The following is a 20,663-nucleotide window of genomic DNA, read 5'->3' as shown; positions in this document are numbered from 1 at the left end:
ACCCGCCCAGGGACTGTCCATCGCGTACAGCAGCCAGTCGTTCACGCGCAGGTTGGAGTGGAACCACAGGGCGTGATCCAGGCTCGCCAGCTGCATGTCGTGCTGCATGTAGCTGGCACCGTGCGGTTGGAGCGCGGTGGTGATGAGGTTGAAGTCCGAGGCGTACGCCAGCACGTACCGGTGCACCCGCGGATCCTCCGGCACCAGGCCGGCCGCGCGGAACCACACGTATTTGATCGGCTCGCACACCTTGGGATCGAACGGGTCGATCACCGTCACCGGGCGCATCTCGATGGGCTTGTCGCAGAGGAACTTGTCGCGCACCTGCTCGGGGATGAGGTGGGCCCGGCGGCGCAGCAGCTCGATGTCCGAGGGCAGGCTCTCGGGCGATGGCACCTCGGGCTTCTTCGCCTGATGCTCGAAGCCGGGCTCGTCCCCCTGGAAGGAGGCCATCATGGTGAAGATGGGTTGGCCCTTCTGGATGGCCACCACGCGGCGGGTGGTGAAGCTGCCGCCGTCGCGCACCCGGTCCACCGTGTAGACCACGGGGAGGCGGACGTCGCCGGGGCGCAGGAAGTAGCCGTGCAGCGAGTGGACGTGACGCGCCGGCTCCACCGTCTGGCTGGCCGCCGACAGCGCCTGGCCGAGCACCTGCCCGCCGAAGAGCTGGCGGAAGCCGAGGTCCTGGCTCCGTCCGCGGAACAGGTTCTCCTCGATGGGCTCCAGCTTCAGGAGCTCCAGCAGGTCCTCCAGGACGCGGCTCATCCCATTCCTCCACGAAGGTCGGCGGCGGGAGGCGGGTCCCGGACCGGTGGGTGCGGCCCGTACCATGGAGGACAGGGCGCCTCCAACGCAGCGAGGAGGCACGACGGCGCACGGCTCCTACCTCCACCTCGGAGGGAACCAGCCCGCGCCCGCGAAGCCGGACCCTCCTCGTCCAGGCACTCCATTTCGCTGGGCAGGCAGGCCGGGAGCACCAGGGCTCCGGGTCGGCAGAAGAAGTTCGGGGTCCCTGTTGCCGGAGGCCGTCAGGACGCCCCGCCCATGTCAGTCCGAGCCATATACTTGGGGCTCCACACGTCCCCGCGGCGAGGGACGGGTGGCTGGAGCGTCCGCCCCCACCGCCCGGAAGCACCCACCTCCGGAGGAGACCTTGCCGATGCGAATCATCATGGCACTCGCCTGCATGCTGGGACTGTTGGGAGCCCTCCCGGCCCACGCCGCCGAGCTCGAGGACGTGTTCGGCCGGGCGGTCCCCCTCGGGCAGGGGCGGCCGACGGTGGTGCTGTACGCCAACCGCGACACGCGCGAGGTGCTCCGCACGCACGCCTTCCAGTTCGCCTTCCAGCTCCGTCGCGAGCGCCCCGTCATGGTGGTGCGCGTGGACCTGCGCGACATCCCCGGCCTCTTCAGGGGCGCCGCCAACCGGGAGCTCCGCAAGAGCCACCGCGAGTCGATCGAGGCCATCCAGAAGCTGTTCCGCGACGAGGGTCAGCAGCCGCCCACCGACCTGGAGGAGTCGCTCTATCTGGTGGCCGATTCCAACGGCGCGCCCCACCATGCGCTGGGGCTGGAGAAGGGCTTCCACCAGGTGCTCGCCCAGGCCTTGAGCCCCTCGGGTCGGGAGCTGGCCCGCGGAAGCTTCCCCGAGTCCGCCCCGTCCATCGGTCGGGCCATCCAGTTGGCCCTGGCCCCGGCGTTCCTCAGCACGGCCAGCTCGCGCTGAGGCCCCGCCTTCCGGGATACTTCCTGGCGCCCTACCCCTTCGGAACCTGAAGAGACGAGAGTGCCCGTGCCCCCGCCCTACCAGCCCGCCGGGTTCTTCGCCCTCCGCACGCCACTGCTGCCCTTCGACGTGCTGGAGGCGTGGGGCCGGGAACTCGAGGCCCCCCAGGCGTCACCCGAGGGCATGGAGGAGGCGCTGCTCCGGGATCGGCGACGGCTGCGCGAGCGGCTGCGCGAGTGGGTGGCGGATCCGGTGGTGCGCGAGGCCCTCTTCATCGCCTCGCCCATGCTCGACGAGAGCCTGCCGGTGTGGCTGGAGGAGCCGGAATCGGAGCGGGGGCGGAAGGTGGAGCGCACCGTGGTGCGCTACTTCGCGCGCATGGCGGGCCGCGCCACGCCCTTCGGCCTGTTCGCCGGAGTGTCCCTGGGCCGGCTGGGAACGCACACCCGGCTGAGCCTGTCGGCGCGTTCCGCCCTGAAGCGCCACACCCGGCTGGACATGGACTACGTGTGCGCGTTGGTGGAGCAGGTGCGCAAGGAGCCCGAGGTGCGCCGCGCCCTGCGCTACGTGCCCAACTCCAGCATCTACCGCTCAGCCGGGCGGCTCCGGTACATGGAGCTGCGCCTGCACGGGCGCGAGCGCTCCTACCACCTGGTGGCCGTGGAGCCCTCGCCCTACCTGGAGGCCACCCTGGAGAGCGCCCGCGGCGGCGCCACCGTGGAGGCGCTGGCCGAAGCACTCGTCGCGGCGGATTCCGACATCGGTCTGGACGAGGCCCGCACGTACCTCGACGAGCTGGTGGAGACCCAGCTCCTGGTGCCCTCCTGGGCGCCCACCGTCACCGGCCCCGAGCCCGTCCCCTTCCTGCTGGAGCAGTCCCGGGACATCCCCGCGCTCGCGCCGGTGCGGGAGCGGCTGGCCGCCGTGCACGAGGCCCTGGGCCGCATCGACGCCAGTCCGCCCGGGGTGCCCACCGCGTCCTACCGCGAGGTGGCCCGCATCCTGGAGGGCCTGCCCGCTCCCGCCGAGCTGCCCCGGCTCTTCCAGGTGGACATGTTCCGTCCGGCCCCGGAGGCCTCGCTGTCCCACCGGGTGGTGGACGAGGCGCGGCGCTCCTTCGAGGCGCTCCACCGCATCACCTCCCGCTCGGATGCGGAGGGCCCCCTGGAGCGCTTCCGGCGCCGCTTCCAGGAGCGCTACGAGGGCCGCGCCGTGCCCCTGCTGGAGGCGCTGGACGAGGAGAGCGGCCTCGGTTTCGAGCGCGAGGACGTGTCCGGCGCGGGCACGGGGCCGTTGCTCCAGGGCTTCGCCTTCCCCCAGGCCGAGGGTGAGGAGCGCTGGCGTGGAGAGCCTCGCTGGCGGCACCTGCTGAAGCGGCTGGAGGAGACGTGGAGCCAGCGGGCCCACGCGCTGGAGCTCACGGCCGAGGACCTCGAGGCCATGGAGGCGCGCGAGACGCTCCCGTTGCCGGAGTCCTTCGGGGTGGCGGGCACGGTGGTGGCCTCGTCCGCCGCGTCCGTGGATGGGGGCGACTTCCGCCTGGTGCTGGAGCATGTGTACGGCCCCTCGGGGGCCACCTACCTGGGGCGCTTCTGTCATGGAGACGCCGAGCTGGAGGCCGCCACGCGCGAGTACCTGCGCGCCGAGGAGGCCCTGCGCCCCGACGCCGTCTTCGCGGAGATCGTCCACCTGCCCCACGGTCGCATGGGCAACGTCATCTGCCGCCCTACCCTGCGCCAGCATGATCTCGTCTTCCTCGGACAGTCGGGCGTGCCCGAGGCCGATCGCATCGAGCTGGCGGACCTGTGGCTCTCCCTCGAGCGAGGCCGCATCGTCCTGCGCTCGCGCGAGCGGGGCCGCGAGGTCATCCCCCGGCTGACGAATGCCCACAACTACGCCTCATTCGGGCTGAGCCTCTACCGCTTCCTCGGACAGCTTCAGCGCCAGGGAGTGCAGACCCTCGCCTTCGGGTGGGGGCCGCTAGCGAAGGCCTCCTTCCTGCCCCGGGTGGTGTACGGCCGCACGGTGCTCTCGCTGGCGCGCTGGAACGTGGAGCCCCGGGTGCTGGAGGCCTGGGGCCGCGCGAAGGACGCGGAGCGTTTCCTGGCCGTGCGGCGCTTCCGTCACGAGGCGCGCCTGCCCCGCTGGGTCTGCCTCCAGGAGGGCGACAACCAGCTTCCGATCGACCTGGACAACGCGCTGAGCGTGGACACGCTCGTCCACCTCGTGCGCAACCGTTCCTCGGGGGTGGCGCTGGAGGAGCTGTACCCCGGGCCTGGCGAGCTGTGCGTGGAGGGCGGAGACGGGCGGTACGTGAACGAGGTGGTGGTGCCCTTCCTGCGCCGCGAGCCGCTCGAGTGCCCGTCCTCGGGCCGGGCCCTGTTGGTGCCGCGCACCACCCGCCGCCAGTTCCCCCCCGGCTCCGAGTGGCTGTACGCGAAGCTCTACACGGGCACGGCCACGGCGGATCGCCTGCTGAGGACGACGCTCGCCGAGGCCCTCCAGCGAATCTCCGCCACCGGCGCGGTGGACCGGTGGTTCTTCCTCCGTTACGGAGATCCGGACTGGCACGTGCGCCTGCGCGTGCACGGCGAGCCGAGACGCCTGCACGCCGAGGTGCTCCCGGTGCTCCAGGAGGCCTGCGCGAGCGCGCTCGACGCGGGAGAGGCCTCACGGCTCCAGCTCGACACGTACGAGCGCGAGGTGGAGCGCTACGGGGGCCCCGAGGGCATGGAGCTGGCCGAGCAGCTCTTCACCGCGGACAGCGAGGCCGTGCTCGAGCTGCTCCAGGCCTACCCAGGGGACGAGGGCGCCGACCTGCGCTGGCGCCTGGGGCTACGGGCCCTGGACGCGCTGCTGGACGACCTGGGGCTGACGCTGGAGGAGAAGTCCACCGTGGCCGGGCGGTGTCGGGCGGGCTTCGGCGCGGAGCTCCATGTGGACAAGCACTTCGAGGAGCAGCTCAGCCAGCGCTACCGCCGCGAGCACAAGCCCCTGGAGGAGCTGCTCGCCCGGGTGGCACCGGCGGCCGAGCCCTGGAGCGCGGGGCTGGAGGCCCTGCGGCGCCGGAGCGAGCGCCTGCGCCCGGTGGGGGAACGACTCCGGCTCGCCGAGCGGGAGGGCCGGCTCACCGTGTCGGTGCTGGGGCTGGCCGAGAGCTTCCTCCACATGCACGTCAACCGCCTGCTGGTGAGCGACCACCGGGCCCAGGAGCTCATCCTGTATGACTTCCTGGACCGGCTGTATCGCTCGCGGCTGGCGCGGCTGCGCAAGGGCTCCTGAACCCGTGGACTTGGGGCTCAGCCCCCGTGCTTCTCGATGAGCTTGCCGACGCGGGGCACGGCGGCCTCGACGTTCTTCTTCGCCGTACCGCGCAGCTTCTCGTAGGTGCCCTTCACGAGGCCGCTCTGGGCGTTGCGGACCTTCGAATCGGTGATGGAGAGCAGGGCATCGGCGGCGCGAGACGCATTCGCCGAAATGTGGGCGGCGACCGGCTTCCCGCCCGACTTCGCCTCCTGGAAGAGGGGCTCCAGCGCCTTGGCGAAATCGGGCAGCAGATCGACGACGGCGTGCCGGATGAAGCCGGGCTTGATGTTCTTCACGGCGGCGTAGCCCGCCTTGATGGCGATGCCGGAGATGCCGCCCTTGTCGGCGACCTCGGCATCGATGAGCGCGCAGCAGTCGTCGACGACCGCCATCTTCTTGGTCTCACTGGTCAGCGTCTCGGTGAGGGATGCCATCGAACCATGCCTTTCGTTCACCGGGTGAAACAGTCCCGGAAGTGACCTCTTGAGCGAACGTGCGCATAGCACAGCGGCCACGCCAGCACCCTTCAACTTCCGCTTCCCGGCACTGTCGGGAACTGCGTCCGTTGGCTCACCACTCGACATCTCGCTGCCAGCTCCCGGACAGGCTCTCCCCGGTGCGCATGCGCTCGACGAGGGAGCGCAGCGAGGCGCGGAACTCTTCATGCGAGGCGTGATGGCGCCCACCGTGACCGGCGAGCACCCACTCGAAGCGCACCGAGTCGACGAGCCGCGCGAGGGATTCGGCCTGGGCCTCCCACGAGTACCAGCACTGCCGCTGGAAGGCGGAGAGCCGCTGCTGCGTGCGGCTCCAGTACAGCGAGTCCCCGGTGAAGAGGTAGCGGTCCTCCAGCAGGAACATCACGCTGCCGCGGGTGTGCCCTGGCACGGGCAGCGCGGACAGCCCCTCGCGCAGGAGCACCGGCGCCTGGCCCTGAATCAGCGAGGTCGCGGAGGGCGCCGCACGGCGGTCGTCCTCGTGAATCCACACGCGGGCCCCGAAGTGGGCGGCGAACCGGTCCGCGTCGGCCACGTCATCCGCGTGGGTGAGGAGGATGTCCTGGATGCCTCCGAGCGACTCGAAGCGCTTGACGAGGGGCCCCACGAACCGCGGCGAGTCGACGAGGAAGTTGCCGGCCTCGCGGACCACGAAGAAGGAGTTGGCCCCATGGGACTTCGGCGAGTTGAAGCCGCACAGGTACACGCCCGGGTCGATCTCAAAGGGGAAGAGTCCTTCTGTCCGGGGCTTGTCTCCCTCCACGCCAATGGAGGCCGTGGGGCAGCTGAGCATGGCGCGCGTGGCAGCCAGGAGTTCGGCTTCGGTGGAGGGCTGGCGCGCGACCACCGATTGCCCATCCCGCTCCACGAAGAGGTCCGGCGCGCACTGCCGCGAGGCATCGCAGTTGGAGCACGTGTCGTCGACGAACCAGGGGCCGGGCGCGTTTTCCGGGTGGCGGTGAGAGGGATCGGCCATGGCCCGAAGATAGGGCGGGAAAGACGAAGGGCCCGGAACCTTGCGATTCCGGGCCCTTCTATTGGCGAGGAGTACGGGACTTGAACCCGTGGCCTCCGGCGTGACAGGCCGGCGTTCTAACCAACTGAACTAACTCCCCACAGCGCCTCTCTCCGGAGAGAGAAGATGAAGGCCCTGGAGTCCGCCGTTGCCGGAGAAACTCCAGGGCCTTCGATGGTCGGGGCGACAGGATTTGAACCTGCGACCACTTGCACCCCAAGCAAGTGCGCTACCAGGCTGCGCTACGCCCCGAGATGTGTGTCCCACCGGTGTCGGCGAGACGGGCCGCCTTATGCCCCTACCCGTTTCCGAGGTCAAGCAATCAGATCGGGCGGCCCCTCAAAAACTCACTCCGCCTTCGCCTTCATTCCCCCGGCGGAGGCCTTGTACGGCACGACCTCCTCCAGGTCCTCCATGCCCTCGTCCAGCTCGTCGGGATCCAATCCGGCGGCCTCGGCGGCATCGGCGGCGGCGTCCTCGGCTGCGTCGATCTCCGAGTGGTTCTCGGGGATCTGCTCACCGTTGAGGGCGGCCTTGAGCACGGCGCTCGGCCGGAAGGTCAGCACACGGCGGGCGGAGATCTCGATCTCCTTGCCGGTCTGCGGGTTGCGGCCCACGCGCGCCTTCTTCTGGCGCACCTGGAAGTTGCCGAAGCCCGAGATCTTGATCTTGTCCCCGCGCTCGAGCGTCTCTTTGAAGGTGTCGAAGACGAGCTCCACGATCTCGGCCGACTCCTTCTTGGAGAAGCCGACCTTCTCGTAGACGCCCTCGATGATATCCGCCTTGGTCATGCGAGTACCTTCGTGCCCCTCTCTGCGGTGAACCCGGAGGACTGTGACAGCCTTCCCGAAGAGCTGTCAACCCCCCGGTTTCACTCAGGATTTCCGGCGAGCCCCCGCTCTCAAGAGCGCAGGGCGCCGCCCAGGCGCTGGTTGACCTCGGAGATGATGCGCTGGTGGGCGGCGCTCACCTCGGCGTCGGTGAGCGTGCGCTCGGGCGAGCGGTAGCGGATGGCGTAGGCCAGGTTCTTCCGCCCCTCGGGGATGGGCTTGCCGGTGTAGACGTCGAAGAGGAGGGCGTCCTCCACCAGCGGGGCGCCGACCTCCAGGATGACGCGGCGGACCTCGTCGTTCTGGAGTTCCAGGGGCACCACCACGGCGAGATCCCGCAGCACGGAGGGGAAGCGCGGCAGGCCCCCCCACTCGGGGACGAGCCGGGCCGCGGCGTACAGGGGCCCCGTGTCCACCTCGAAGGCGAAGACGTCCCGTGGCAGCTCCAGCGCCTTGGTGACGCGAGGGTGCAGCTCGCCCACGTAACCCAGCACGGTGCCGTCGGCCAGCTCCACCCGGGCGCAGGCGCGGGGGTGGTAGGCCGGGGCCTCGGCGGCGACGAAGCGGGTGCCCTCGATGTGGAGGGTGTGCAGCACGGCCTCCAGCGCGCCCTTGGCGTCGTAGAAGTCCGCCCGGGCGTCCTTCTGGGTCCAGGTGCGTCCACCGCGCAGGCCCGACACGAGGCCGGCGAGCCGGTGCACCTCGCGGGTGGCCGGGCGCTGGCCCTGACCGCCCTCGGGATCCTGGAAGTAGGCGCGACCCATCTCGTAGAGGGCCACGGACTCCACCTGGTGCCGCAGGCTGCGGGAGAGGTTCTCCAGCAGGCCCGGCAGCAGGCTGGTGCGCATCACCGACTGCTCGACGCTCAGCGGGTTGAGGAGCGCCACCGGCTTGTCCTTCCCCCCCAGCACCTCCAGGGAGCGCGGCGCCACGAACGAGTAGTTCACCACCTCGCTCAAGCCCACGCCGGCCAGGGTCTGGCGGGTGCGGCGCTCGGCCTCGGAGGAGGCCGGCTCGGGACCCAGCTCGGCGATGCCGCGGGGCAGCCGGGCGGGGATGTTGTCGTAGCCGTGGACGCGGGCGAGTTCCTCCATGAGGTCCTCCTCGCGCTCCACGTCCACGCGGGCGCGGGGCACCTCGAAGGTGGTCTGCCCACTCCCCTCCTCCACCGACTGGAAGCCCAGGGTGCCGAGGATGCGGCGGCACTCGGCCTCGGGGATGGCCACGCCCAGCACCTTCTCCACCCGGGCGTAGCGCAGCGTCACCCGGCGCTGCGGCTGGGGTTGCGGGTACACGTCGATGCGGCCCGGGGCGACGGTGCCACCGGCCAGCTCGGCGATGAGGGCCGCGGCCCGGTCGACGGCGGGAATGACGGCATCGAGGTCCGCCCCGCGCTCGAAGCGGTGCGAGGCCTCGGTGTGCAGGCCGTGGCGCTTGGAGGTGCGACGGATGCTGGAGGGCTGGAAGTGAGCGGACTCGAGCAGCACGCGCGTGGTGCCCGCGCTCACCTCACTGTCCGAGCCCCCCATCACGCCGGCCAGGGCCTGGGCCCGGTCGCGGTCGCAGATGAGCAGGTCCTCGGGCTCCAGCGCCCGCTCCTTGCCGTCGAGCGTGGTCATCTTCTCGCCCGGCTTCGGCGTGCGGACGATGATCTCCTGGCCGGCCACCTTGTCCAGGTCGAAGGCATGCAGGGGCTGGCCGTACTCGAGGAGGACGAAGTTGGTGACGTCCACCACGTTGCTGATGGGACGCACCCCGCAGGCCTTGAGCCGGTCCTGGAGCCACTGGGGCGAGGGACCGATCTTCACGTTCTCGATGACACGGGCCGCGTAGCGCGGGCAGCGTACCGGGTCCTCGATGCGCACCCGGGCCTTCTCGGAGGCGGGGGCGCCGGACTCGGCCAGCTTGGGCTGGGGCGGACGCAGGGTGCCGCCGGTGGCCACCGCCACCTCACGGGCCACGCCCAGGTGCGAGAGGGCATCCGGCCGGTTGGGGGTGACGTTCACCTCCAGCACGGTGTCATCCATCCCGAGCGCCTCGGCGATGGGCGTACCGGGCTCGAGGTCCGGCGAGAGGATGAGCAGGCCGGAGGACTCCTCCGAGAGGCCCAGTTCCTTGGCGGAGCAGAGCATGCCGAAGCTGTCCACGCCGCGCAGGGGGGCCTGCTTGATCTCCACGCCGTTGGGCAGCTTCGTGCCGAGGGTGGCCAGCGGCACCTTGTCGCCGACCTTGTAGTTCTTCGCGCCGCACACCACCTGGAGCGGCTCCTTGCCGCCCATGTCGATCTTGGTGACGGACAGCTTGTCCGCGTTGGGGTGCTGCACGGACTCCTTGATCTGGGCCACCACCACGCCGCGCAGACCTTCACCGGGGCGCTCCAGGCCCTCGATCTCCAGACCCACCGCCGTCAACCGACGCGCCAGCTCGTCCACGGACGCCGGCAGGGCCGCGTAATCTCCGAGCCACTTGACCGAGATCTTCATCAGAACTGCTCCAGGAAGCGCGCGTCGTTCTCGAACATCATCCGCAGGTCGTCGATGCGGTAGCGCAGCATGGCGATGCGCTCCACGCCCATGCCGAACGCATAGCCCGTCACCTGCGTGGGGTCGTACCCGGCGGACTTGAAGACGTTGGGATGCACCATGCCGCTGCCGAGCACCTCCAGCCAGCCCGTCTGCTTGCACACGCGGCAGCCCTTGCCGCCGCACGAGGTGCAGGAGATGTCCACCTCGGCCGAGGGCTCGGTGAAGGGGAAGAAGGAGGGGCGGAAGCGCGTGCGCGTGTCCGAGCCGAAGAAGGCCTTCACGAAGGCATCCAGGGTGCCCTTGAGCTCGGCGAAGCTGACGTCCGTGTCCACCAGCAAGCCCTCGACCTGGTGGAACATGGGCGTGTGGGTGATGTCCGAGTCGCGCCGGTAGACGCGGCCGGGCATGACGGCGCGGAAGGGCGGCTTGCGGTTGAGCATGAAGCGCACCTGCACCGGGGACGTGTGCGTGCGCAGCAACACCGGGCTGTCCGACTTCTTCGCGTGGCCGAGCGAGGCGGCGTCCACGTAGAAGGTGTCCTGCATGTCGCGCGCGGGGTGGTCCTTCGGGAGGTTGAGCGCCTCGAAGTTGAAGTAGTCGAGCTCGATCTCCGGCCCGTGGGCCACCTCGAAGCCGAGCCGCTGGAAGGTGCGGACGATCTCCTCCATCGTCCGGGACACCGGGTGGCGGCTGCCGGGGGTGACGGCCCGGCCGGGCAGCGTCACGTCCAGGCGGGGGCCACGCAGCTCCGCCTCCAGGGCGGCCTCCTCCACACGTTGCACGGCATCGGCCAGGAGCTTCTCGATCTCGGCCTTCACCTGATTGGCCACCTCGCCGAGGGTGCGGCGCTCATCGGGGGGCAGCTTGCCCATCCCGCCGAGGACACCGGACAGCTCACCCTTCTTGCCGAGGTAGCGGATTCGCAACGCCTCCACCGCGGACGGCTCGGAGGCGACGGAGATCTCCCGCCGCGCCGCGTCCGCGAGCGCTTGCAAGCGGTCTCGCATGGGACTTCGCCTCCCTTCCCCGGCCCTGCCGGGGCAAAAAAAAGGGCCGCCCTCAGGGGCAGCCCGTTTCGAAACCCGCGTGCGGAAGCGGCCTCCCAAGGAGACCGCGACCGCGCGCTCTGGGTGCCGACCCGTGAGGGCCGGCGCTCACCTTCAGGCCGCCTTCGCGATGTTGGCGACGGCGGCAAAACCGGCGGGATCCGCCACGGCCATGTCGGCGAGGACCTTGCGATCCAGGGTGACCTTGTTCTTGGCCAGACCGGCGATCAGCCGCGAGTAGGACAGGCCCACGGTGCGGGCGGCCGCGTTGATGCGGACGATCCACAGCGAGCGGAAGTTGCGCTTCCGGGCGGCGCGGTCGCGGCTGGCGTAGTCGAGCGCGCGCTCGACGGCCTGATTGGCGCGCTTGTAGCAGTTCTTCCGACGGCCACGGTAACCCTTGGCCAGCTTCAAAATCCGATTACGACGGCGACGAGCCTTGAAACCTTTTTTGACGCGCATTGCTGACTCCTGACTGCTGCGAGGTGTTCGAACCCCCGGCCGCCGGCTCTCGCCGCTCCGACAGGGCCCTCTTTACTACGATGCTGCGACTTACTTGGCCCCGTAGGGGAACAGCTCCATGACGACCTTCTTGGCGTCCATGTCCTTCAGGTGACCGGTGCCACGGTGGGTCCGCTTCGCCTTCGGGGTCTTCCCGTGGGTGAAGAGGTGCTTACCGAGGGCCTTGCCAAACTTCACCTTGCCGGACTTCTTCACCTGGAAGCGCTTCTTGGCGCCGCTACGGGTCTTCAACTTGGGCATGTTGCAGATCCTTCCTTCACTACCAATCCGCCGCAGCGAATCGCCGTCAGCGTCTGTCAAGGGCCGTTGGCTTGCAAGCCCACGGCCGGGTCCAACTATTTCGTACCACTGGCCTGCTGCGCCGGAGCGTCCGCCATGGGAGCGGGCATCTGCGCCATGGACCTGGCGTCCGCCTGCCCCTCGGGCTTGCCGGCATTCGAGGCCACAATCTGGTTCGAGGCCACCACCTGGTTCGAGGCCCCCTCGGACTTCTTCGCACCCTCCGCCTTCTCCGCCGCCGCCGCCTGCTGCCGGGCCATCTCGCGCGCCCGGGCCGCCACCTTCGGGTTGGGCGAGATGATCATGAACATCTGCCGCCCTTCCATGCGCGGCATCTGCTCCACCACCGCCACGTCCTTCAAATCCTTGACCACGTCGTCCAGGATGGCCGAGCCCAGCTCCTTGTGCGTGATCTCCCGGCCACGGAACATGATCGTGACCTTGGCCTTGTTCCCCTCCTCGAGGAAGCGACGCACGTTGCGGACCTTGAACTCGTAGTCATGCTCCTCCGTCTTCGGGCGGAGCTTGACTTCCTTCAGATGGACGACGACCTGCTTCTTCTTCGCTTCCGAGGCCCGCTTCTTCTCCTCGTACTTGAACTTGCCGTAGTCCATGATCTTGCAGACCGGGGGCTTGGCCATCGGGTTGACCTCGACGAGGTCCATCCCCTCTGACTGAGCCCGATCCAAGGCCTGTTCGATCGTCAGGACACCGAGCTGCTCGCCAGCAGGTCCGACGACGCGGACCTCCCGAGCACGGATACGGCGATTCGTTCTTTGATCGCGAGCGATGTGTAACCCCTCCAGCAGTGGGAGTACGTACCCCCCTCGGAAGAGGGGCAAGATACTTGTCAGCCTGAGGGAGTCAAGGGCCTACAACAAACCCTGACTTCCAGGACATCACGGCCAGGCGGCCTCCTTCTCCAGAAGCGCCTCGAAGGCCTCCAGCTTCATGGTCTTGAGGTCTTCGCCGCCATAGCGCCGGGGGGAGACTCCCCCGCCCTCCACCTCGTTGTCCCCGATGACGAGGGTGAAGGGGATCTTCTGGAGCTGGGCGTCGCGGATCTTCGCGTTGAGGGTGAGGCCGCGCTCGTCCACGTCCACCCGGTAGCCCTTGGCCCGGAGCTGGTCGCGCACCTTGAGGGCGTACTCCCTCTGGCGGTCCGCCACCGTGACGAGCATGGCCTGCACGGGGGCCAGCCACGCCGGGAAGGCGCCCGCGAAGTGCTCGATGAGGATGGCGATGAAGCGCTCGAAGGAGCCGTAGATGGCGCGGTGGAGCACCACGGGGCGGTGCTCGGCGTTGTCGTCACCGATGTAGGTGAGATCGAACCGCTCGGGGGCCTGGTAGTCGAGCTGCATGGTGCCGAGCTGCCACTTGCGGCCGATGCTGTCGGACACGTCGAAGTCGATCTTCGGGCCGTAGAAGGCGCCGTCGCCCGGCTTGAGCTCGTACTCGAGACCGAGGCTCTCCAGGGCGGTCTTGAGGCCCCCCTCGGCGCGGTCCCACTGCTCGTCGGTGCCCAGGCGGTTCTCGGGCCGGGTGGACAGCTTCACCGCGTACTTGAGGCCCACCGCGGAGTAGACGCGATCCAGCAGCTGCACGAAGCGCCGGACCTCGTCGGCGATCTGGCTCTCCATGCAGTAGATGTGGGCGTCGTCCTGGCAGAACTGGCGCACGCGGGTGAGGCCACCCAGCGAGCCGGCCGCCTCGTTGCGGTGGAGCACGTCCTGGGTGTGCAGGCGCAGGGGCAGGTCGCGGTAGCTGTGCTTCTTGAAGCCGTAATAGATGTGGTGGCTGGGGCAGTTCATCGGCTTCAGCGAGAAGTCATGCTCCCCGGACTCGCTGTCGAGCACGAGGAACATGTTCTCCTTGTACTTGCCCCAGTGGCCGCTGATCTCCCACAGGCCCTTGTTGAAGAGCAGCGGGGTCTTGATCTCCACGTAGCCGGTCTCGCTCGTCAGCCGGCGCATGAAGGTGGCCAGCGTGTTGTAGAGCGTGGTGCCCTTGGGGGTCCAGAAGGCCGAGCCCGGCGCGAACTGGTGGAAGTGGAAGAGATCCAGCTCCTTGCCCAGCTTGCGGTGGTCGCGCTTGCGCGCCTCCTCCATCCGCGTGACGTACTGCTCGAGCGCCTTCTTGTCGAAGAAGGCCGTGCCGTAGATGCGCTGGAGCATCGGGTTGCGATGGTCTCCGCGCCAGTAGGCGCCGCTCGTGGACAGCAGCTTGATGACTCCGATCTTCCCCGTGCTGGGCGCGTGGGGCCCCAGGCAGAAGTCCACCCAGTCGCCATGGGTGTAGAGCGTCAGCGTCGTGGCGCCCCTGGACGCGATGTCCTTGACGATCTCCACCTTGAACTTTTCGCCCTTCTCCTCGAAGAGGCGGATGGCCTCGTCCATGGAGATCTCGGTCCGGACGAAGGGCAGGTTCTGGGCGATCTCCTTGTTGGCCTCCGCCTCGATCTTCTCGAGATCCTCGGGCGTGAAGGGCTTCTCGCGGAAGAAGTCGTAGTAGAAGCCCTCCTCCGTCGCCGGGCCGATCGTCACCTGGGTGCCCGGGAAGAGCCGCTGCACCGCGCTGGCCACCACGTGGGCCGCGTCGTGGCGGATGAGATCCAGGCCCTCGGGGCTCTTGGAGGTGAAGATCTGGAGCTTCACGTCCTCGTTGAGGGGACGCGTCAGATCCATGTCCTGGCCGTTCACTCGCGCGAAGAGGGCGGCCTTGGCCAGGCCCGCCCCGATGCTCTCGCGCACGAAGTCGCCGATGGTCGTGCCCCGTGCCGCCTGCTTCTGGCTACCGTCGGGGAGCGTCACCGTGATCTGATCCGACATGCGAGACCTCGGAAAAGGACGCGGGCGGCAGGCTGATCAGCCTTGCCGCCCGCAGTTGAAACCATTGCTGAGTGGGTCGTAGTGGGATCGAACCACTGACCCCTACCGTGTCAAGGTAGTGCTCTACCGCTGAGCTAACGACCCGTGCTGGCTACTTCCGCCTCGGGACCCGTCGTCCAAAGGCGGGCGGGGAATAACAGCGGGCTCCCGGGGCTGTCAAGGAAACATCGACGGCCTAGCGCCCTCTTCCCTGACGATTTTCAATCAGCTCCCGCGCCCGTGCCATCACGGTATCGAACATGGCGGGGGTGAGCCTGCCCGTCTGCGTGTTCTGCTGGCTCACGTGGTAGCAGCCCAACAGCACCGGGGCCCCCGGCAGGGCCAGTTCCGCCCCGTGGCCGAACACGGGCCTGGGCGTGGGGATGTGCACCCCCGCCCTCTCCAGCCAGGCGAGCGTGGCGCCCCAGGCGATGGCTCCCAACGTCAGCACCACCCGGGCCGGCACCAGGGCCATCTCCCGGTCCAGGAAGGGGGCGCACCGGACCAGCTCTTCCGGTAGGGGCTTGTTGTCCGGGGGCGCGCACTTGCACGGCGCGACGATGTAGGCCCCCGTCAGCGAGAGGCCGTCGTCCCGGTGCTCGCTCCGGGGCTGGTTGGCGAAACCCGCCCGGTGCAGCCCCGCGAAGAGGAAGTCCCCCGAGCGGTCCCCGGTGAAGACACGGCCCGTCCGGTTGGCCCCGTGCGCCGCCGGCGCCAGTCCGAGGATGACCAGTTCCGCCCGAGGGTCCCCGAAGCCCGGAACCGGCCGGCCCCAGTACGTCCAGTCGCGGTAGGCCCGGCGCTTCTCCCGGGCCACCTGCTCCCGCCACTCCACCAGCCGGGGACAGGCCCGACAGGTGACAATTTCCTCTTGGAGGCGCGCGAACTCCGCCGCGCCCTTCCCCACTGCCTTGCTCCCGCTCACGCCCCCTCCCTAGCGCCCCACCCTTCCCCGCCGCCACCCCTTTGCACTCCGCTGAAGGGCTCGGGGCCAGGGCATGGTTCAGGCGCTCGGCCGCTCGCCGGTGTAGAGGCCCATACGCTGGTAGCGCTCCACCACCACGCGCAGCACCACCTTGAGGATGGCCGTCGAGGGCACCGCGAGCAGGATGCCGGTGAAGCCGAACAGCTCGCCGAACGCCAGGATGGCGATGATGACGGACACCGACGAGAGACCCACCTTGTCCCCCACGATGCGCGGGGTGATGACGAGCCCCTCGGCCATCTGCCCCACCAGGAACGTGCCGGCCACCATCGCGAGCTGCCATGGCCCCTGCCAGGACAGCATCAAGCCCAGCATGGCCAGCAGCACGCCCACGCTCGTCCCCAGGTACGGCACCATGTTGCCGAATCCGGAGATGACGCCGATGACGATGGCCATGTCGATGCGCGCCAACCCCAGCCCCGTGCTGTAGAGCACCGAGAGGATGGCTCCCACCGTGAGCTGCCCTCGCACGAAGGCGGACAGCACGTCATCCACCTCGGAGAAGCGCCGGCTGACCAGCCCCACCGCCCGGCGCGGCACCAGCCCCTGCACCAGCCCCACCAGGTGCGGGTAGTCCTGAAGGAAGAAGAAGGCCAGCACCGGAACCACCAACAGGCCCAGCAGCGTGGCCACGAAGCGGGCGGTGTTGCCCGCGAAGCTCGCCACCAGCCGCGCCGCCGTGGGCCCCGCGCTCTGGAGGAGCTCCGCGGCCCGCTCGCCCAGCTCCGCCATGCGCTGGCGCAACAGGTCCGGCAACGGACGCCCCAGCCACGACTCCACCTGCGGCACCACCCGCTCACTCGCCCGGACGAAGAAGTCCGGCAGCTTCGTCGCCTCCTCCCGGAAGACGGGGATGAGGTAGAGCACCGCCCCCACCATCAGCAGCATGCACCCGGTGAACACCGCCGTCGTCCCCAGGGAGCGGTTGAGGCCCCGGCGCTCCAGCGCGGTGACGAGTGGGTTGAGCACGTACGCCGTGCCGAGCGCCAGCAGCACCGGCACCGCCACCCCGCCGAATACCGACAGCAGGGCGAACACCAACCCCAGCGAACCCACCATGACGGCCGACCAGACGAAGTCCACCCGCCGGGCCTCGGCCTCGGAGAGATCCCCGGCGGCGGGCCCCGCGGGAACGGGCGGCACGGGTGGCACCACGTGAAGGGGGGCCTGCACCGGGGCCCGTGGCGGCGCCGGGGCCTTCACCGCACCAGCCTTACCTCTCTTGTTGCGTCCGATGGCGAGATCCTCCCTTTGGAGACTCCACCATCCTACTCCATCGGCTTGAGCCGGATGGTCAGCCCCGCCCGGGCGCTGCTGGGCTCGTAATACGTGGTGTACGGCCAGTAGCCGTCCTTTTTCACGTCGATGCGGTGCAGCCCCGTGCCCACCTGGAGCCCGCTCGGCCCCCCACCAAAGTCGGTACACATCCCCTGGAGCACCCCGTCCAGGTAGACGTCGGCATCCGCGGGCTCGCACCGCAGCAGCAGGTTGCCCTGACGGGACTTCCTGGCACGCATCATCTCCCGCGCCCGCTCGACCACCGGCGACTCCACCTGCTCGGGGCCCGAGGCACAGCCCACCCCGAGCATCACGAGGCCCAGGGCCACCCGCCTCCCGAGCCTCCCACCACTCCTGCTCATCGATCCGCTCACGCCCACTCCCTGCCTATCGGATGAGGATCCCCACCCGGCCCTCCGCCAGGACGTTCGGGTCCAGCCCCGCGAGCGCCTTCCCCGCGTCCGGCCCCAGCACCACGTCCGAGCCCTCGACTCGCGCCGCCTCGAGCACCAGCGGACGCTCGCCCACCCGCGCCGACTTCCGGGCCTGCTCCAGGCTCCCGAAGAACCCGGCCACGCCGAGGGTCCGCCGGGCCTCCGCCGACAGCGTCTCCACGCCGTAGAGCGGCTGGCCGGACGCATCGAGCACCCGGGGCGCCAGCATCGGCACCAGGCCCAGCTTCCGCGCGTCCACCACCAACCCGGTGTGCTTCGCCTTCGCCCCCTTCTTCGGCGGGACGTCTTTCGCCTCGGGCTCCTTCTTCGGCTCGGCGGCGGCCGGCGCCACCAGCACCGAGGTCAACGCCCCGAGCGGCACCTCCACATCGAGCTGCACGCCGCTGTCCGAGTAGAGCCGCTTCTGGACCACCTTGTAGTCGCGCAGCACTTCCTCGACCTTGCGCCGGGTCTCCTCGCGGGCCATCTCGTCGCCCACGGTCCGGTCCGCGCGCAGGTGCACCCCCTTCACCTGCTCCAGCAGTTCCTGGAAGGCGTCCTCCTTCGCCGAGCGCTCCGCACCCAGCCTCGCCTGGGACGCGTTGGAGGCCCTCACGTCCGGCGGGCCATCCCCCGTCACCCGGAGCACCTGCCGCTGCCAATCCACCCCATTGCCCTGCGCCACGGCCGACAGCGGAACCGCCAGCACGAGCGCCCACAGCGCACGCCTCACGTGAATCCCCCAGGCTCTCAAAGGAGGGGCGGATTCAAGGGGTCGGCTCCGAGCGAAGTCAAGGCGAGCCCGGCGGCCCTCCCTCCCCCACGACAGGACTCAGTGCCCCTGCGTGCCGCGTGTCACGTAGTCATCAATCATCCGCCGATGGCGCTCGGTGAGGAGCGTGAAGCGCACGCCCGAGCGCTCGTGCTGGCGCGGGTTGGCCTCCACCCACTCGCGCACCACCTCGCCCTCCGCGTAGATGACCTCCTCCGAGCCGGGGAGCTGGAACTGGAGCCCCACCCGCCGCGCGTCGTGCTCGGGCTCGATGAGGCGAGACAGGCTCACGCCCTCCTGGCTGATGTCCGCGGCATGAGCCAGGTACGGCACGCCCTTCATGTACTTGTTCAGATAGATGTCGAGGGGAACCCGCGCGTTCTTCCGCTTGTCGCTCATCTGTCTCGCCTTCCCGGTGGGAGCGTCTGCTACAGGCCGCTCCCGCGATGCATCACCCTGTCGCGAAGGGTAGAAGCATCCAGCCGGGTGGCAAGAAAACGGACGGAGACAAGCACGGGGCGGACCTTATGATCCCCCCGCTTTCGAGAAAGGCGGAGTGCACATGCGATTGGGAACATGGACCGCGGTACTGCTCGGTCTGGCGGGGCTCCAGGTGAACGCCCAGGAGCCCAAGACCGAGGATGACAAGACGATCTACGCGCTCGGGCTGTCGATCGGCCGCAGCATCAAGAACTACGACCTGACCCCGGCCGAGCTCGACCTCCTCAAGAAGGGTCTGACCGACGCCGCCACCAACGGCAAGCCCGCGGTGGAGCTGGAGAAGTACGGTCCCAAGATCCAGCCGCTCGCCAAGGCGCGGCAGGAGCGCGTGAGCAACCGCTTCGTGGAGGATGCCGCCCAGGAGAAGGGCGCCGTCAAGCTGCCCTCGGGCGTCGTCTACAAGGAGCTGACGCCCGGCAAGGGCCCGAGCCCCAAGGCCACCGACACCGTGAAGGTGAACTACCGCGGCACGCTCATCAATGGCACCGAGTTCGACAGCTCCTACAAGCGCAACACGCCCGCCGAGTTCCCCCTCAACCGCGTCATCCCCTGCTGGACCGACGGCGTGCAGCAGATGAAGGTCGGCGGCAAGGCCCAGCTCGTGTGCCCGTCGAAGCAGGCCTACGGCGAGAAGGGTTCGCCTCCGACCATCCCGCCCAACTCCACGCTGGTGTTCGAGGTCGAGCTGCTCGGCATCCAGGGCGGCCCGGGCGCTCCGCCCGGCGGCGCCAGGTAGGACGGGAAATCCCCTCTTCCCCAGGGGGAGAGGGGATTTGCCTCAGGGGGCCAGCGCGGCCTCCGTGGCCCGCAGCAGCGGCTCGGCGCTCACCGGCGCTCCCGTGGCGTTCGTCATCCACACGTCCGGCGTCAGCGCCCCCTGGCTCGCCATCCGCTCGAACTCCGCCCCCAGGTTGCCCGACTTCTTCAGGTGCTCCTCGATCTGGAAAGCGATCAGGTGCCCCAGCGGGTAGTCCGTCAGGTACAGGGGGTAGGAGATCATGTGGCTGTAGATGCCCAGCAGCGGCGTCCCCTTCCCTCCCAGCACCGGCGCGTAGTACCGGTCCCACGTCTCCTGGGAGATGCGCACCACCGCCTCGCGGAGTTGCGCGGGCGTGGCCTCCGGGTGCTCGTACAGCCAGTGCCACACCGCGATGTCCACCAGCGCCACCCCGGCGATCTCCCACGTCTGCCAGAAGTCGTTGAGCACTCGCTCGCGCTCACTCGCCGCGTCCGGCTTCGCCTGCCCCAGCAGCTCCAAGTCACGCGCCTGGAAGACGAAGGCCAGCGCCTCGGTGAAGGCGTTGTTGGGCACGCCCGCCAGCAGCGTGTGGTCCACGTTGTAGAGCGAGAAGACCTGCTCCACGTTGTGCCCCAGCTCGTGCACCGCGATGTTGTAGCCCTTGTAGTCCATGCCCTTCGGGCCCAACCGCGTGCGCAGCCGGGGGAAGTCCCCACGCCGCATCGACGGCATCGCGTGCCCCGCCCCGCGTGACGGATCCACCCGGATGTGCTCCGACAGGAAGGCCGCCCGCTCCTTCGAGAAGCCCAGCCCCTGGAGGATCCGCGGCATGTCCTTCGCGAAGGCCTCCGCCGTCGGGTAGCGCTGGCGCGTCAGTGCGTCCAGCGCCGCCTCGGACTGCCCGCCGCTCGCCTTGAAGCCGGCGTACCACAGGTCCTGCGGCTCCAGCTCGCGCCCCAGCCGCTGCTCGATCCCCTTCGCCAGGCGAGGCACCAGCGGGGACGTCAGCACCTGCTCCAGCAGCGCCTTCACCCGCGCCTCGGGCAGCTCGCGCACCAGCTCGAAGCTGCGGGCAATCGCCGTCGGAGCCACCGGCACGTACGGATCCTCCCGCCGCGCCGCCCGGAACTGCGCGAGCAGCTTCGCGTAGCGCACGTCCTCCTCGCGCTTGCCGTCCACCACCACCGCGTGCTGGGGCGCGTCCGCCTCCACCTCCTCCGCCGGCGCCGCCTTCACCTCGTTGGTGAACGGGTTCCAGTCCACCCGGGGGTTGTCGATCACCGCCGCGGGGATCGTCTGCGTGACGATGCGCTCCATCAGCTTGACGATCATCCGCTGCTT

General features: G+C 69.5%; 17 protein-coding genes, 3 tRNA genes and 2 pseudogenes. 3 read left to right on the top strand and 19 right to left on the bottom strand.

What is annotated here, in order from left to right; all coding sequences use genetic code 11:
• On the bottom strand, positions 1-765 hold a 765-nt coding region (locus VF794_RS35360), incomplete at its 3' end, for an acyl-CoA thioesterase domain-containing protein (protein ID WP_331117527.1).
• A gap of 394 nt (positions 766-1,159) precedes the next feature.
• Here VF794_RS35360 and VF794_RS35355 point away from each other — a divergent pair.
• The gene (locus VF794_RS35355; protein WP_331117526.1) at positions 1,160-1,726 is read left to right on the top strand and encodes a hypothetical protein; all 567 of its coding nucleotides are present in this window, start codon (positions 1,160-1,162) and stop codon (positions 1,724-1,726) included.
• Positions 1,727-1,792: 66 nt separating this feature from the next.
• Positions 1,793-5,008: a lantibiotic dehydratase gene (locus VF794_RS35350; protein WP_331117525.1), complete on the top strand. Its 3,216-nt coding sequence runs from the start codon at positions 1,793-1,795 to the stop codon at positions 5,006-5,008.
• 17 nt (positions 5,009-5,025) lie between these two features.
• Here the strand turns inward: VF794_RS35350 and VF794_RS35345 are convergent, their stop codons facing one another.
• The 17 genes and pseudogenes from VF794_RS35345 to VF794_RS35265 all read right to left on the bottom strand — a co-directional run bounded on the left by VF794_RS35345 (position 5,026) and on the right by VF794_RS35265 (position 18,481).
• Positions 5,026-5,466 (bottom strand): DUF6918 family protein, encoded by a 441-nt coding sequence (locus VF794_RS35345; RefSeq protein WP_331117524.1) that lies wholly within the window; start codon positions 5,464-5,466, stop codon positions 5,026-5,028.
• Between the two features lie 136 nt (positions 5,467-5,602).
• The gene (locus tag VF794_RS35340) at positions 5,603-6,505 is read right to left on the bottom strand and encodes an MBL fold metallo-hydrolase (protein ID WP_331117523.1); all 903 of its coding nucleotides are present in this window, start codon (positions 6,503-6,505) and stop codon (positions 5,603-5,605) included.
• Positions 6,506-6,567: 62 nt separating this feature from the next.
• Positions 6,568-6,644 (bottom strand) — tRNA-Asp (locus VF794_RS35335).
• A gap of 75 nt (positions 6,645-6,719) precedes the next feature.
• Positions 6,720-6,796, bottom strand: a tRNA-Pro gene (locus VF794_RS35330).
• A gap of 278 nt (positions 6,797-7,074) precedes the next feature.
• Positions 7,075-7,335, bottom strand: a pseudogene (locus tag VF794_RS41645) (integration host factor subunit alpha); the annotation flags it as partial.
• Positions 7,336-7,445: 110 nt separating this feature from the next.
• A complete protein-coding gene (gene pheT / locus VF794_RS35320) occupies positions 7,446-9,857 on the bottom strand; it encodes a phenylalanine--tRNA ligase subunit beta (protein WP_331117522.1) in 2,412 nt (803 codons plus the stop codon).
• Entirely contained in the window at positions 9,857-10,906 is a 1,050-nt protein-coding gene (gene pheS, locus VF794_RS35315) for a phenylalanine--tRNA ligase subunit alpha (protein WP_331117521.1), read from the bottom strand. The genes pheT and pheS overlap by 1 nt, the downstream gene beginning before the upstream one ends.
• A gap of 153 nt (positions 10,907-11,059) precedes the next feature.
• Positions 11,060-11,407, bottom strand: coding sequence for a 50S ribosomal protein L20 (gene rplT, locus VF794_RS35310; RefSeq protein ID WP_331117520.1), 348 nt, complete (start codon positions 11,405-11,407; stop codon positions 11,060-11,062).
• 90 nt (positions 11,408-11,497) lie between these two features.
• A complete protein-coding gene (gene rpmI, locus VF794_RS35305; protein WP_331117519.1) occupies positions 11,498-11,707 on the bottom strand; it encodes a 50S ribosomal protein L35 in 210 nt (69 codons plus the stop codon).
• 95 nt (positions 11,708-11,802) lie between these two features.
• The gene (infC, locus tag VF794_RS35300; RefSeq protein WP_414641002.1) at positions 11,803-12,588 is read right to left on the bottom strand and encodes a translation initiation factor IF-3; all 786 of its coding nucleotides are present in this window, start codon (positions 12,586-12,588) and stop codon (positions 11,803-11,805) included.
• Between the two features lie 57 nt (positions 12,589-12,645).
• A complete protein-coding gene (gene thrS / locus VF794_RS35295; RefSeq protein ID WP_331117518.1) occupies positions 12,646-14,574 on the bottom strand; it encodes a threonine--tRNA ligase in 1,929 nt (642 codons plus the stop codon).
• Between the two features lie 72 nt (positions 14,575-14,646).
• Positions 14,647-14,718, bottom strand: a tRNA-Val gene (locus VF794_RS35290).
• 91 nt (positions 14,719-14,809) lie between these two features.
• Complete coding sequence (locus VF794_RS35285) at positions 14,810-15,538, bottom strand: uracil-DNA glycosylase (protein ID WP_331117517.1); 729 nt, start codon at positions 15,536-15,538, stop codon at positions 14,810-14,812.
• A 78-nt stretch (positions 15,539-15,616) separates the two neighbouring features.
• Positions 15,617-16,741 carry an AI-2E family transporter gene (locus VF794_RS35280; RefSeq protein ID WP_331117516.1) on the bottom strand — a complete coding sequence of 375 codons (1,125 nt, stop codon included), beginning with the start codon at positions 16,739-16,741 and terminating at the stop codon, positions 15,617-15,619.
• A gap of 125 nt (positions 16,742-16,866) precedes the next feature.
• Complete coding sequence (locus tag VF794_RS35275; protein ID WP_331117515.1) at positions 16,867-17,205, bottom strand: PEGA domain-containing protein; 339 nt, start codon at positions 17,203-17,205, stop codon at positions 16,867-16,869.
• Between the two features lie 58 nt (positions 17,206-17,263).
• Entirely contained in the window at positions 17,264-18,043 is a 780-nt protein-coding gene (locus tag VF794_RS35270; RefSeq protein ID WP_331117514.1) for a hypothetical protein, read from the bottom strand.
• Between the two features lie 99 nt (positions 18,044-18,142).
• Complete coding sequence (locus VF794_RS35265) at positions 18,143-18,481, bottom strand: PilZ domain-containing protein (protein ID WP_331117513.1); 339 nt, start codon at positions 18,479-18,481, stop codon at positions 18,143-18,145.
• A 163-nt stretch (positions 18,482-18,644) separates the two neighbouring features.
• On the opposite strand from VF794_RS35265, the gene VF794_RS35260 reads away from it, so the two are divergent.
• Positions 18,645-19,319: an FKBP-type peptidyl-prolyl cis-trans isomerase gene (locus VF794_RS35260; RefSeq protein ID WP_331117512.1), complete on the top strand. Its 675-nt coding sequence runs from the start codon at positions 18,645-18,647 to the stop codon at positions 19,317-19,319.
• A 42-nt stretch (positions 19,320-19,361) separates the two neighbouring features.
• On the opposite strand, the pseudogene VF794_RS35255 reads toward VF794_RS35260, so the two are convergent.
• Positions 19,362-20,663: pseudogene (locus VF794_RS35255) on the bottom strand (hypothetical protein); the annotation flags it as partial.

The organism is Archangium sp. (assembly GCF_036389735.1).
GTDB lineage: Bacteria > Myxococcota > Myxococcia > Myxococcales > Myxococcaceae > Archangium.
The sequence above is the reverse complement of the archived record's forward strand: the minus strand, read 5'-3'. Positions and strand labels throughout refer to the sequence as shown.

Excerpts from the sequence above, each read along its gene's own strand:
- VF794_RS35355 (WP_331117526.1), top strand. The coding sequence starts at position 1,160 with ATGCGAATCATCATGGCACTCGCCTGCATGCTGGGACTGTTGGGAGCC.
- VF794_RS35345 (WP_331117524.1), bottom strand. The coding sequence starts at position 5,466 with ATGGCATCCCTCACCGAGACGCTGACCAGTGAGACCAAGAAGATGGCG.
- VF794_RS35340 (WP_331117523.1), bottom strand. The coding sequence starts at position 6,505 with ATGGCCGATCCCTCTCACCGCCACCCGGAAAACGCGCCCGGCCCCTGG.
- pheT (WP_331117522.1), bottom strand. The coding sequence starts at position 9,857 with ATGAAGATCTCGGTCAAGTGGCTCGGAGATTACGCGGCCCTGCCGGCG.
- pheS (WP_331117521.1), bottom strand. The coding sequence starts at position 10,906 with ATGCGAGACCGCTTGCAAGCGCTCGCGGACGCGGCGCGGCGGGAGATC.
- rplT (WP_331117520.1), bottom strand. The coding sequence starts at position 11,407 with ATGCGCGTCAAAAAAGGTTTCAAGGCTCGTCGCCGTCGTAATCGGATT.
- rpmI (WP_331117519.1), bottom strand. The coding sequence starts at position 11,707 with ATGCCCAAGTTGAAGACCCGTAGCGGCGCCAAGAAGCGCTTCCAGGTG.
- thrS (WP_331117518.1), bottom strand. The coding sequence starts at position 14,574 with ATGTCGGATCAGATCACGGTGACGCTCCCCGACGGTAGCCAGAAGCAG.
- VF794_RS35265 (WP_331117513.1), bottom strand. The coding sequence starts at position 18,481 with ATGAGCGACAAGCGGAAGAACGCGCGGGTTCCCCTCGACATCTATCTG.
- VF794_RS35260 (WP_331117512.1), top strand. The coding sequence starts at position 18,645 with ATGCGATTGGGAACATGGACCGCGGTACTGCTCGGTCTGGCGGGGCTC.